The organism is Desulfovibrio sp. JC022, assembly GCF_010470665.1.
Taxonomy (GTDB): Bacteria; Desulfobacterota; Desulfovibrionia; order Desulfovibrionales; family Desulfovibrionaceae; genus Maridesulfovibrio.
In genome coordinates, this window is the sequence record NZ_VOPZ01000008.1 from 128,211 (window position 1) to 140,295 (window position 12,085).

The following is a 12,085-nucleotide window of genomic DNA, read 5'->3' on the forward strand; positions in this document are numbered from 1 at the left end:
AACCTACTTTTTCTTCCAATTTTCAACAGTGGCTACCTTGAGTTCAGAATCATTCTCAGCAACAACCCCTGCATCAACGAGTTCCTTCATGGCAACCAGAAAATCATTTTCCTCACCATTCCATTTTTCAAGACAGCCTTCGATGGTTACGCTGCCCGGAGCAGCTTTGCAATTTTTGTCAGGATCAATCTTACTGCCCAACATGCCTTCGATCAGCAGGAAAAGTGAATTCGCTTCAACGGAAAGTCCGAGATCAAAAATAGAAACAGCCATCGCTTCCTCCTTAATTGGTTAGTGATACAATGAAAGTATACTTGAACAGCCCCGAGGGCCAGTGAAAAAAAGGATTCCAATGCTGAATGACTGTTAAACTTTTTCCTGCATCAAGGCTTTAAACTGCTTAAGTTCTTCAATATCCATACGACTGAAATTTCCTTCTGCGGGAAAAGATCCATCTCCCACTTCTGCAATGTAGCACTTGATGGCATCAATGCTTTCCCCACGCAATTGGGCGAATTTCTTTACGAACATGGGAACAAAACGATCAAAAAGGCCAAGGATGTCGTGGTAGACAAGCACCTGTCCGTCCGTATCCGGCCCGGCACCGATGCCGATGGTGGGAATTGAAAGCCTCGCGGTAATCTCCTGCGCCACTTCATGGGGGACCGCTTCCAGAACTATGGAGAAGCAGCCAGCAGCTTCAAGAGCCAAAGCTTCGTCAACAAGAGCGGCAGCGGAACGGGCATTCTTGCCCTGCGCCTTGAACCCACCGAAACGGGCTACATGCTGCGGGGTCAGTCCAATATGGCCCTGCACCGGAACACCGGAATCAATGATAGCCCGCACATGCTCCAGAAAAGGAAATCCGCCCTCCAGCTTCACCGCACGCGCTCCGGTGCGGCTGAGGAATTTTCCCGCATTTTCCACCGCCATCTGCACCGAAGGCTGATAAGACATAAAAGGAAGGTCACCAACGATAAGTGCCCTTTTCGCCCCTCGGGAAACTGCTGCTGCATGATGGAGCATATCTTCCATGGTCACGGAAAGAGTGTCTTCGTAGCCGAGTACAACCATACCCAATGAATCCCCTACCAAAATCATATCCACCTCAGCTCCGTCAGCGATCTGACCGGAAGGATAATCATAAGCGGTTACCATGGAAATTTTGCGCTGCCCTTTTAGGGCGGTGATGTCTGGAGCTGTAATTTTTTTCATTCTTTTCCTCACAGATTAAATGTGGACTGATTAAGGAAGGGTTTAAGGTGCAGCTTCTTGATATGGGCAGTATAAAACTAAATCAAGTCTAGTGAAAAATATATCATTGTGCATAAAAAAAGAGGTCCGGCAGACACCGGACCTCTCAACCAATCAAAATAAAGAACAATTAAAGCTCTTGCATTACCCAGACGACCCGTCCGACCACGTTCTTTTCGTGGTTTTCAACCGGGATATACTGTTCAGGATGCTGCGAATCATCCGGACGAAGGATAAAACGGGCATTTTCAGGATCAAAAAAGACCCTGCGGATAACCACTCCCTGATAAGGAACGTGAATGGCATAGATATCACCTGCCATCAGCCTTTTCTGGGAATCATCGATTCCTACAAAGGCATTCCTGCGTACAGACGGTTCCATAGAAGAACCTTCAGCTCTGAGAACCACCAGGGAAGAACGGTAGTAGGTTTCAGGAATATTCAGTTCAGAAACCTGCTGCGGTTTCCAGATTTCCGCACCTGCATCTTCTCCGGCCATGGACGAGACCGGTACGATCCTGCCTCTGGACTGCACCTGACCGTACTGAGCAGTTGTTTCACTCAGAATCTGGTCAGCAGCAATTTTTCCCTTGCCCGGCTTAAGGTAGACAGGCTCAATTCCATCGGAAAGCCATTCAGGGTTCAGTCCGTGGGTCCTGTACAGCTTGATGAACCATTCAGCAGGAATAGAGCTTCTTCTTTTGGCATCGGAGATGCTGGACTGTCTAATATTCAGAATTTCGGCAAGCTGAACCTGAGTTCTTGTTCCGGTAGCCTTTTTGATTCTCTCCAAGCTTTCATCAAACCACTTTGACACGCTTACCTCCTGTGAAAGCAAAGTCAAAAACAACTATTAATCACATTGAAATCAAATAACCCTATAAAGAAGATCGTTTTATGCACACAATCTATTCTTTTACTATCAATTTAATAAAGGGCTATCATGAAATTTATAAACTGGCAAAACTTTAAAACAACACACTCCGATACAGACTAATAAGAATGTAAAACGATCAAGATAAACTAATCACATGTACTAAAAGAATGCGTACAACTGTACTTCATATTAACTTACACATTATAAACATCGGTGAAAACACATCACACCAAACAATCACTCTATTTTATTGTAAAACAAACCTACATAAAACAGAACAATCTATTTCGAATAAGAAATACGAATATTAATTTTCGCCCAGCGGAAGAATAAAGAAGAAATTATTGCCACCGTCCTGCGGCTCATAGCCGACCTCGCCCCCATGCAGTTCCACAACCTGACGCACAAAGAACAGACCATGCCCGGAACCATACTCATTACCTACGTTTGCGCTGCGAAATCCGGGCTGGAAAAGCTCCTTCCGGTCCCGCTCCTGAATGTGCGGCCCGGTGGTATAAACGTTTAGCTTTAAACCATCCCAGCCGTTACGGAAATAATCTTTTACCATATCCCAACCGTAAGCAGCGAATTTATCCCTGCGCCCGTCACACATTGTTTCATTGCGGGTGTATTTTACGGCATTGGAAAAAAGATTTGCGTAAACCTGTGAAATAAGCCCCACATCAGCAACAATGCGCACTTCACGGTCCGGCACACCGCCCATGCTGATATCCAGCCTGATTCCCCGATCCTCAAACCGGGAACGGTAGCGCTCAAGTTGCGGCTCAATGATCTGTTTGAGCAGATTGCAAGGCCGCTTCTCTACAATGTAACGCCCTTCCTCAAAATGCTGCCTGCGTAACAGGGTTTCCAAAAAAAGACTGGTCTGTTCATAGTGGCTGTGTATTTCATTGAACTGACTGACCAATCCACTATAAAGTTGCTCCAATTCATTGCGGATATCCTGAATGCTCTTTCCTTCTACTTCGGATTCAAGCTTGCGGATATTTTCAATACGGTCACGCAATCTGTTGTAAAAAAGCTTAAAATACATATTGGGAACAATGACATTATGCCCGACGTCTTTGACCAGATTGCGCACAAATTCCAAGTGTTCCTGCCCCTTGCGGCGCAGGATTTTACTATGCAGCTGAAAACCGACCCGGTTAACGAATTTTTCAAAAAATAGAGATTGGTGATCGGAAAGATCATCCATTTTGTAAAATTCAAAACAGCCGATAACATCTCCGGCCGGTTTAAAGGGAAGCTGGTCCACCAATTCCAGATTACCGCGAATAGGAATAAAAAGATGTCCGGCACGGAAAGTTTTTTCAAGGGGAACAGAACTGCACACCGGCGCACGGCTTTCTGTACGGCCCACAGGAATGAATTCATCCGGCCCCATGGCCAGATAAAGTCTGCAATCAAGATTAAAAAGGGACCTAGGCACTGCGGTGCAAACAGCAAAAAAATCCTCAAGGGAATCAAATTCCTGAGCTAGATCAAAAAAAATCATCAAGGCCCGCTTTTCAGTTGCAGAAAAGCTGTAATCTTTATAGTCATCCATTTTCTCATGGATACGCCGCTGTATCTGCAACATCTTCTCTGGTCCCGGACCGGTAGAAAGATGAAATCCTTCTCCCAGCGGACCTTCTGTTTCATAGGACGACACGTCTGCGCTTTTATTTTCGCTGCTCATAACAATCTATCCGGGGTTCAATATAGAAAGGGGCTTCCCTGTATCATACGGCCCCGGAGGAAAAGGAGCAAGCCAGAAGATGATTTTTTGCGACTCCTTAACGTTCATATGCTTTATGCGCAGCCTGAATGTTTACTGCGACTCCATTTTATGAGAAAGTCCGCCATCAAACCTATTCAGGGAAACAACCATGCCCGAAATAATTCTCATTCAAATATCCGGCGAGGACAAACCCGGCCTGACTTCTGCTCTGACAGGAGTTCTGGCGGGCTACGGCATTGATATTCTTGATATCGGCCAGAGTGTAATCCACAGCCAGCTGGTGCTTGGCATTTTGATCCGCATTCCCCGTGAAGCCGAGTCCGCTCCTGTGCTCAAAGACATCATGTTCAAGGGTTACGAACTGGGGGTCAACGTCAAATTCAAGCCCACTGAAGCTGACAAATACATGGACTGGGTCGCCGCCCAAGGCAAGCCCAGACACATTGCCACCCTTGTGGGCCACAAGGTTACCGGGGCGCACATTTCAAGAATTTCACAGATCATTGCGGACAACGGACTCAATATTGATATGATCCATCGTTTGTCCGGTCGAATTCCCATGAACGGAGAGCCTGCACCGCGCCATGCCTGCGTTGAATTTTCTGTTCGCGGTGTGCCTGAAGATCTGGACCGCATGCGCTCAAATTTTCTGGAAATGGCCGCCGAAGATCAGGTGGACATAGCCTTGCAGGAAGACAATGTTTTCCGCAGAAACAGAAGGCTGGTAGCCTTTGACATGGACTCCACCCTCATTCAGGCGGAAGTCATTGACGAACTGGCTAAGGCAGCCGGATCAGGCGAGATAGTCAGCCGGATCACCGAATCAGCCATGCGCGGAGAAATTGATTTTAAGGAAAGCCTGCGCCAGCGTCTGGCAACCCTCAAAGGCCTTGATGAATCCGTAATGGAAGATATCGCCCGCACCCTGCCCATGACCGAAGGGGCCGAACGACTCATTACCAACCTGAAGAAATTCGGCTACAAGACCGCCATCATATCCGGTGGATTCACCTATTTCGGAGAAAAGCTGCAAGAAAAACTGGGCGTGGATTATGTTTATGCCAACCGCCTTGAAATAAAAGACGGCAAACTGACCGGCGGAGTTATCGGAGATATTGTTGACGGTGCCAAGAAGGCCGAACTGCTGCGCAAAATCGCAGAGAAGGAACAGATCAGCCTGCAACAATCCATTGCCGTGGGGGACGGAGCCAATGACCTGCCCATGCTCTCCATTGCCGGGCTGGGTATCGCGTTTCACGCCAAGCCCAAGGTCAAACAGGATGCCCGCCAGTCCATCTCCCATTTCGGGCTGGATTCCATTCTCTATCTGATCGGATTACGCGACAGGGATACGGATTAGGCTTCGCCGCTTCGTAAATAATATTTGCCTTATATCAGAACAAAACAAGCCCCGCAGGATCACTCCTACGGGGCTTTTATCATGCCTAAAGAATCAGCAGGAATTACATATCTACTGCTTTGATCCAGATTACAGCATCCTGAGAGAGTTCTTTACCTTTGAACTCTTTGTCAGGACCGGAACCCAGTGCGCAGAAACCCCACCAGCCGGCTTTGGGGATGGCGAAGGTTACGTAACCCTGAGCATCGGTTTTAACACCCATGGTTACGAAAGCATCGTGAGGAGCATGAGCTTTTTCTTCTTTTTTGAAAGCATTGTTTTTCATGTCGGGCTCGTGGTTCATGTACTCAACTTCAACATCAGCATTGGGAACGGGCTTGCCGTCGGAAAGGAGCTGAGCTTTGAAGGTCATACCGGTCCACATGGCATAAGGCTTAACAAGGGGAACCCATTCAGTCTTGAGACCTGCGGGAGCAGCCCAGTTACCGGGCAGGCCGCCGACGTTCATGTAAGTCTTGGTGATCTGCTGGATGTAAATGTCTTCTTCACCTTCGTAGTAGGGAGCGGGCACCAGAACCAGGGTGTAGTCGCCCATGGAACGAACAATTTTCTTGGGCAGCTTTGCTTCATAAGCTTCACCGGAATTTGTCAGGCTGGTCCAGGTGATGGGCTTGAGCAACTTTTTGAGGTCGTACTTTTTAATTTTACCCTCTTCACCTTTCTGATGCAGCATAAAAAACTCTTCCGGCATGCCCATCTTCATAGTGTGCCCTGCTTCAAAGGGGTGGGTGAAAACAAGCTTCACATCGGTTTCAGCACCCTTATTCTTCGCGATTTCGGGGGTGTAGATCATCTGAAAGTGGGCAGAAGCGGGGACTGCCATAGCAACAACCAACAACAAGTTAAGGAAAACTACCTTCATCTTCATTTTACTTCTCCTGATTATGACTTTGATCCTCTTTATCAAAAGATAAAGAAAATTTTTTATTTTTGGTCAACTGCACACACCGTGAAACGCTCACGATACGTGCAAAAACTAACTATTCAACAATATCGGAACCGTCGATTTCAATGGAATGACCTTCGCCGCCATCAAAAGTAACAGTGTAGTGACCTGCGGGTTTTTTGAACTCAAATTCGCTGTCTTCGTTCATAGCACCCTTAAGAACAACTGCACCGGAATCGTCACGAACAAACATTTTTACGCCGGAAGCTGAAGAACCGTCCGAGAAGCCACCTTCACAAAGAACGGTGCCGTCACCGTTATCAAAGCAGCTGCACAAAGGGGAATGGGCCAAAGCAGCAGTAGCGGAAAGAACGATCAATCCGGCAGCCACAACGAGTTTAGAAATTATCTTTTTCATAGCTGTCTCCTGAGAGATTTATTGGTTACTTGGTTGATATTCATAGGAAGCCGAAACCTTATCCGATGCGATCTTGTGCGCCAGTGCGATAAGCAGAGCCACGGACAAGGCAAACACATAAAACCCTTTCATCATGGTTATGCCGCTCGCTCCCAGAACATTGCCCAAAGTGAAGACTGCGGATGCCACCCCGAAGCCCACCGCAGTGGGAAAGAAAATGGCGAAAGCCATCCACTTGTAAGACCCGGTCTGCACTTTGACCATGATGGTGGCTGCAAGGCAGGGAGGATAAAGGGCAAAGAAAAGGAGAACCGCAAGGGCATGTAGGGAATTCATACCGCTGCTCTGGCTTTCATTATCCATTCTCTGCTCAAGGGTCTGGTTGTCATCAGCACCCTGCTGATACAACACACCCATAGTCGCGACAGAAGATTCGCGAGCTGCAAAAGAACTGATCAAAGCGATATTAACTTTCCAATCAAAACCGGCATACTTGGTAACAGGCTCAAGGGAACGCCCGATCATGCCGAAGAAGGATGTCTTGATCTTTTCCTCTTTGATCTTGCGGCGCAGGGACTTTCTTTTGGATGAAAGCTTACGCACAGCACGGTTAACAACCTTGGCTGCTTTATCACCACGAGGCTTGATCAAAACAAAGGTTTCCGGGTTGGCTTTCTTGAAAGAATGGTCCACCCGTGCCGCACCTTCTTTGCCGGATGAGTTCATGCGGGCGCGCTTGTAATCATCGTAAAGATTAAGCAACGGCAACATTTTATCGCCTGTAGCAAGCCCGGAGTATGCATTGCCTGCCACCTTGGAATCATAAGTTGCAACGGCCTTACTCATCTCAGTTTCGTAATAATCCATGCGTCCATCGGTGAGACCGGGAAACTGCAAGAGAGAAAATACGCAAAGAGAAACCGCAACAACAATAGAACCGACTTTTTTAATGTACTCCCAAGTTCTTTCCAAAGCCCTCTGGGCCACACCGAAGAAAGTGGGTGCATGGTAGTTGGGCATTTCCATAATAAAGGGCGCGGTTTCACGACCTTTAAGGACTGTTGTGGTCAGGATCTTGGCAATGATCAAAGCCATAATGATGGTAATGGTCGAGATAAAGAACATTGCCCATGACTTGTGGTCCGCAAAATAAATATTCACCAAAAGCGTGTACAGAGGGATCTTGGCAAGGCAGTTCATGAACGGAACAGTCAGAATCGTTGCCAGTCTTGATCTTTCATCAGGAATCCCCTTGGTGGACATAATTCCCGGGACAGCGCAGCCCCCGGCAAATACGCCGCCCAGAATAAACGGCAGGGTTGATTGCCCGTGCAGTCCGAAACTGTGGAAGATACGGTCCAGAATAAAAGCGATACGGGCCATATATCCTGAGTCTTCAAGTATTGCGATCAGTGCAAAAAGGATCAGAAAGATTGGGACATAGTTGAGCAGAGTATTGGCACTATCCACCATCCAGAGGACCATGGAGCGCAGCAGCGAATCCTCAATCAATCCTGCCGGAGGCAAAACTCCGGCTACAATATCCCTGAACTTGGCAAGAAACGGCCAAGTGTACTTGGTAAGTTCGTACCCCTGAACAATGGAAAGTTCATATATAAGGTAGACTGTAGCCAGCAGAAAAAACGGAGCAAGGGCGCGATTCAAAACCCAGCGGTCAATCCTTTCAGAGATGGGTTGCCCGGAATCAGCCTCCTTGGTCACGCAGGCATCAACGATCTCACCAGCCACCCTGTCGCGGCAGGCAACAATATAATCACTGGTGTTAACACCGGTCTCATCTTCAAATTCCATCCTGCGGGAAAGCGCATCTTCAATAATGGACTTACCGGCTGTATGCTTTGTTTCAACAATCTTCCGGGCTTCAGAATCATTCTCCAAAAGCTTGATCGCCAGCCAGCGTAAAGGATAAAGCACACCAAGGCTGGCATCTGCGGCAAGCTGCTCTTCAAGGGCTTTTGCATGTACCTCGAGATCACCGTAATCAATAACCACCGGGCGAGTGTAGGACTCCTGGTTAACAGCCTTGCGGATGGCTGCCTTCAAGGCCTGTTTACCTTTGCCTTTTCGTCCTACTGTAGCGACTACATCCACGCCGAGACGTTTGGTCAATTCTTTCAAATCAATAGACAGCCCCTGACTTTCGGCAACGTCCATCATGTTCAAGGCAACGGTGACCGGAAAATTCATCTCCAAAACCTGAAAGGTAAAGTACAGACTGCGACGCAAGCAGGTCGCATCCATGACGTTTACAACCACATCAGGCTTTTCTTCCAACAGAAATTCACGAGAAACCCTTTCCTCAAGAGAGAAAGAAGTCAGGCTGTAGGTTCCGGGAAGGTCAACCACCTCGTAGCGGGTCTTACCTTCACGGTAGCTGCCGACCTTTTTATCTACGGTCACACCCGGATAGTTGGCCACATGCTGGTTGGCACCGGTGACCATATTATATGTTGTCGATTTACCGGCATTCTGCTGCCCGGCAAGAGCGACGAGAAAGTTATCTTTCAGTGCCTTTTTCCCCTCAGCGTTCATCTTCCACCTCAATCTGATAAGCCTCAGTGCGTCGCAGGGTTACGCAGTAACCGGCAACACGCAATTCAAGAGGGCAGCCCAGCGTTGCCACACGGACCACTTCGATCTCCCTGCCGGGAACAAAACCCAGATCAAGCAATCTTTGCCTTACCGCGCCACTTGAAAAGTGCCCACGGATCACAGCTTTTTCGCCTATGGGAATGTCCAGAAGGCTTTTACCACGCATATGGCAAGGCTTGCCCTGTCTTCTTCCGCCGGCACCACGATGCCTTTTCCTTACGGAAACAGACTCACGGTTAAAGAAATCAAACTTGTTTAACATTTAATTGCCTCTTATTTTGCATTCGATTTTGCAAATGAATTTCGAAATCAATTAGTATAGATCCAAATTTCTCTTGTCAACAAGAATTAAAAACTCTTGCTACGATTACCAAACTAATTCAAACTGTCCCTTTTTATGCTTGATATTGACATTCGTTTTCATTAACGAACAGATGACTACAGGAAACGGCAACCCTAGTCTGACAGTGCTCCCTCTGAACCTAAAGTAAGCTGGAGCATCTTCAGGTCAGATATTGCCGGGGAGGAAAAACATTGATTATTTACATAAAAAACAAGCTTAAAAACACTGGCAACCTACACCGTAGACCCAACAGCAGGAACAAACTGAGGGCAAAATCATTTATTGCTGTGCTTCTAATTCTGATCCTGCCTGCCGGGGCCATGATGGCTGCTGCCGAATTCGCGGACAGAGATTCCCTTGCCATGTACATCTGCCTGCATTTCAGTTTGTGTATTGCCCTGTGCATGCCCATTGCAAACTGGCTTGAGAACTGGATGGTCAACAGGGAAGTGCAAAAAATGAACAGCTTCTGCGTCAAACTCAAGCAAGGCAAACTGAATCAACGCTTGGAACTTTATTCCAATAAATCAGCTGCCTCCACTGACGAACTGTGCCTATTGCAACATAACCTGAACTGGCTGGCCCACTCAGTTGCCAAGCGGGAGTCCAAGTTTACGGAATCACTGGCAAAAACCCGCAAAGACAAGGAAAGACTCAATCTGCTTTCCTACACTGACCATCTTACCGGACTGTTCAATAAACGCTTTTTCGAACTGAAACTGGTGGAAGCATGCTCCAGATGCATTTCCTGCAAAACTCCACTCCACCTTATGCTTATTGACTGCGACCACTTTAAAGAGGTCAACGATATCTACGGGCATCAGGAGGGAGACAGAATTCTTGCAGAACTGGGCCGGATCATCAGTTCATCTGTTCGAGGCGGTACGGATTTCCCCTTCCGTTTCGGAGGAGACGAATTTGGAGCGATTCTTGTCGGCGTGGATTCAACCCGCTGTGAACAAATCGCTGAACGCATCCGAGACCGCTTTGCACAGATTAAACTGGGCCGGGCCAGCTTAAGCATAGGCATTTCCAAACTCTGCTATCAGGCTATGGACCCCGAAACCGAAGCGGAACAGTTGGTTGCTGCTGCTGACAAAGCCCTGTACTTTGCAAAAAACACCGGGCGGGATAAAATTATAAGCCCAGCCCAATACAAAGAGAGCCCGCAGCCATGTGACCCTTAATATATGCGTACGCCTATCCGGCCATGTCCGCCTTTGCTTCATCAACAAGGCGAGCCACTTCATCTTTAGCTGAACCATACTGTTTCGAAGCCCAGCTTCCAGCCTTCACACCGCCCTTTACGGCCTTGGTAACCGCAGGCTTTACGCCTCCAGCTTTGTAAACAGCATATGCAGCCACACCGACTGCTGTTGCTGCTGTTGAAACCAGCAACAACTTTCCGATATTGAAACTCATTTTTATTCTCCTTAAAGAACCCTAAAACAAATTGATTTAAAGGCTGAATATGACATCCGCATTACAAGGGAAAACAGTGCGATTGAGAATTATTCGCAATTAACAATTACTGCTTTCGGCAATCAGGACAAATACCATAGAGAATCATTTTATGCCGATTCACAGCAAAATCATGTTTTCTGGCCAGTTTATCCTGCAACTCTTCAATGCGTTCTTCAACAACTTCAATCCTGCGGTTGCAACGGATACAGACAAGATGATCATGGTGATCCCGGTCATGACGGCACTCAAAGCGGGTCACCCCATCGCCGAAATCCATTGACTCGGCAATACCGCTCTCTGCAAGGAGCTTGATGGTCCGGTATACTGTAGCCGGACTGATTGAAGAGTCGCATTTACTGACATGCACATAAAGCTCTTCACATGAATGATGACCTTGGGTTCCTAAGAACACTTCCAGAACAACGCGACGCTGCTCAGTAGCAGCCATTTTATTCCTGGTGAGATACTCCAAAAATTGAGTTTGCGGGCTTGACATCCTTTCCTCCATTGTGGTTTTTGTGAAAATGACACTGATGACTATTCTCAAGTGAAAACGATTGTCAAGAGCTAAGTACTCACTCACATTAGATAAATCATGCAATTGAAACTCAATTGTGCTGCTTTCTAAAAAGTAGCAAAACAGTAATTAACTCTGTACCCGATAAAAAACCGACGGCCTGCCGTCTAAAGACAGGAGTAAATAATGACCACACCTACAACAACCAGAATCCTTCCGGTAATTACTGCTTCCGCCGCTGCCACAGGAGCACTGGTGGGCGGCACAGTTGCGGCTGTCCGCTCAACCATTGCCGTAAAAGAAGGAAGAATGAGCAGCTGTGATGCAGCCAAAACCGTAGCCAGCGAATCAGCAGGAACCGGCCTTGCCACTGCTGCCGGAGTTGCCGCTACAGGGATTCTCGGTCTTGGCGGACTGACCGGAATACTCGGTTTCACAGTAGTAGCCACCGGAGCTAAAATGCTCTGGGACAAAGCAGTTCCCAATGCACTGGACAAAAAACAGCCCAAACAACTTGAAGAAGCAAACTAATCATACTCTGTTTATTTAAGC

General features: G+C 47.4%; 13 protein-coding genes. 3 read left to right on the top strand and 10 right to left on the bottom strand.

Annotated features, from left to right (window positions below):
- Window positions 1-3 precede the first annotated feature (3 nt).
- From FMS18_RS14810 to FMS18_RS14825, 4 genes are all read right to left on the bottom strand, one after another.
- Window positions 4-273: a hypothetical protein gene (locus tag FMS18_RS14810; RefSeq protein ID WP_163295452.1), complete on the bottom strand. Its 270-nt coding sequence runs from the start codon at window positions 271-273 to the stop codon at window positions 4-6.
- 93 nt (window positions 274-366) lie between these two features.
- Complete coding sequence (panB, locus tag FMS18_RS14815; RefSeq protein ID WP_163295453.1) at window positions 367-1,215, bottom strand: 3-methyl-2-oxobutanoate hydroxymethyltransferase; 849 nt, start codon at window positions 1,213-1,215, stop codon at window positions 367-369.
- Window positions 1,216-1,384: 169 nt separating this feature from the next.
- Complete coding sequence (locus FMS18_RS14820; RefSeq protein ID WP_163295454.1) at window positions 1,385-2,071, bottom strand: S24 family peptidase; 687 nt, start codon at window positions 2,069-2,071, stop codon at window positions 1,385-1,387.
- Between the two features lie 367 nt (window positions 2,072-2,438).
- The gene (locus FMS18_RS14825; protein WP_163295455.1) at window positions 2,439-3,830 is read right to left on the bottom strand and encodes a sensor histidine kinase KdpD; all 1,392 of its coding nucleotides are present in this window, start codon (window positions 3,828-3,830) and stop codon (window positions 2,439-2,441) included.
- Between the two features lie 190 nt (window positions 3,831-4,020).
- Between FMS18_RS14825 and serB the strand changes: the two genes are divergently transcribed.
- On the top strand, window positions 4,021-5,232 hold the full coding sequence (gene serB / locus FMS18_RS14830) for a phosphoserine phosphatase SerB (protein ID WP_163295456.1): 1,212 nt from the start codon (window positions 4,021-4,023) through the stop codon (window positions 5,230-5,232).
- A gap of 103 nt (window positions 5,233-5,335) precedes the next feature.
- Here the strand turns inward: serB and FMS18_RS14835 are convergent, their stop codons facing one another.
- From FMS18_RS14835 to FMS18_RS14850, 4 genes are all read right to left on the bottom strand, one after another.
- Window positions 5,336-6,160 carry a DUF4198 domain-containing protein gene (locus FMS18_RS14835; RefSeq protein ID WP_163295457.1) on the bottom strand — a complete coding sequence of 275 codons (825 nt, stop codon included), beginning with the start codon at window positions 6,158-6,160 and terminating at the stop codon, window positions 5,336-5,338.
- A gap of 112 nt (window positions 6,161-6,272) precedes the next feature.
- Window positions 6,273-6,596 (bottom strand): hypothetical protein, encoded by a 324-nt coding sequence (locus FMS18_RS14840; protein WP_163295458.1) that lies wholly within the window; start codon window positions 6,594-6,596, stop codon window positions 6,273-6,275.
- Between the two features lie 18 nt (window positions 6,597-6,614).
- Window positions 6,615-9,149: a ferrous iron transport protein B gene (gene feoB / locus FMS18_RS14845; protein ID WP_163295459.1), complete on the bottom strand. Its 2,535-nt coding sequence runs from the start codon at window positions 9,147-9,149 to the stop codon at window positions 6,615-6,617.
- Complete coding sequence (locus FMS18_RS14850) at window positions 9,139-9,471, bottom strand: FeoA family protein (RefSeq protein WP_163295460.1); 333 nt, start codon at window positions 9,469-9,471, stop codon at window positions 9,139-9,141. The genes feoB and FMS18_RS14850 overlap by 11 nt, the downstream gene beginning before the upstream one ends.
- Window positions 9,472-9,743: 272 nt before the next feature.
- Here FMS18_RS14850 and FMS18_RS14855 point away from each other — a divergent pair, with 272 nt between their 5' ends.
- A complete protein-coding gene (locus tag FMS18_RS14855; protein ID WP_163295461.1) occupies window positions 9,744-10,739 on the top strand; it encodes a GGDEF domain-containing protein in 996 nt (331 codons plus the stop codon).
- Between the two features lie 13 nt (window positions 10,740-10,752).
- Here FMS18_RS14855 and FMS18_RS14860 read toward each other — a convergent pair whose 3' ends face one another.
- A complete protein-coding gene (locus tag FMS18_RS14860; protein ID WP_163295462.1) occupies window positions 10,753-10,974 on the bottom strand; it encodes a hypothetical protein in 222 nt (73 codons plus the stop codon).
- Window positions 10,975-11,080: 106 nt separating this feature from the next.
- A complete protein-coding gene (locus tag FMS18_RS14865; RefSeq protein WP_163295463.1) occupies window positions 11,081-11,512 on the bottom strand; it encodes a Fur family transcriptional regulator in 432 nt (143 codons plus the stop codon).
- Window positions 11,513-11,719: 207 nt separating this feature from the next.
- Here FMS18_RS14865 and FMS18_RS14870 point away from each other — a divergent pair, with 207 nt between their 5' ends.
- Entirely contained in the window at window positions 11,720-12,064 is a 345-nt protein-coding gene (locus FMS18_RS14870; RefSeq protein ID WP_163295464.1) for a magnetosome protein MamC, read from the top strand.
- Window positions 12,065-12,085 lie beyond the last annotated feature (21 nt).

What these genes read in the sequence shown, in the direction of transcription:
- FMS18_RS14860 (WP_163295462.1), bottom strand. Translation starts at nt 10,974, where the DNA reads ATGAGTTTCAATATCGGAAAGTTGTTGCTGGTTTCAACAGCAGCAACA.
- FMS18_RS14850 (WP_163295460.1), bottom strand. Translation starts at nt 9,471, where the DNA reads ATGTTAAACAAGTTTGATTTCTTTAACCGTGAGTCTGTTTCCGTAAGG.
- feoB (WP_163295459.1), bottom strand. Translation starts at nt 9,149, where the DNA reads ATGAACGCTGAGGGGAAAAAGGCACTGAAAGATAACTTTCTCGTCGCT.
- FMS18_RS14865 (WP_163295463.1), bottom strand. Translation starts at nt 11,512, where the DNA reads ATGTCAAGCCCGCAAACTCAATTTTTGGAGTATCTCACCAGGAATAAA.
- FMS18_RS14870 (WP_163295464.1), top strand. Translation starts at nt 11,720, where the DNA reads ATGACCACACCTACAACAACCAGAATCCTTCCGGTAATTACTGCTTCC.
- FMS18_RS14825 (WP_163295455.1), bottom strand. Translation starts at nt 3,830, where the DNA reads ATGAGCAGCGAAAATAAAAGCGCAGACGTGTCGTCCTATGAAACAGAA.
- FMS18_RS14810 (WP_163295452.1), bottom strand. Translation starts at nt 273, where the DNA reads ATGGCTGTTTCTATTTTTGATCTCGGACTTTCCGTTGAAGCGAATTCA.
- panB (WP_163295453.1), bottom strand. Translation starts at nt 1,215, where the DNA reads ATGAAAAAAATTACAGCTCCAGACATCACCGCCCTAAAAGGGCAGCGC.
- FMS18_RS14840 (WP_163295458.1), bottom strand. Translation starts at nt 6,596, where the DNA reads ATGAAAAAGATAATTTCTAAACTCGTTGTGGCTGCCGGATTGATCGTT.
- serB (WP_163295456.1), top strand. Translation starts at nt 4,021, where the DNA reads ATGCCCGAAATAATTCTCATTCAAATATCCGGCGAGGACAAACCCGGC.
- FMS18_RS14835 (WP_163295457.1), bottom strand. Translation starts at nt 6,160, where the DNA reads ATGAAGATGAAGGTAGTTTTCCTTAACTTGTTGTTGGTTGTTGCTATG.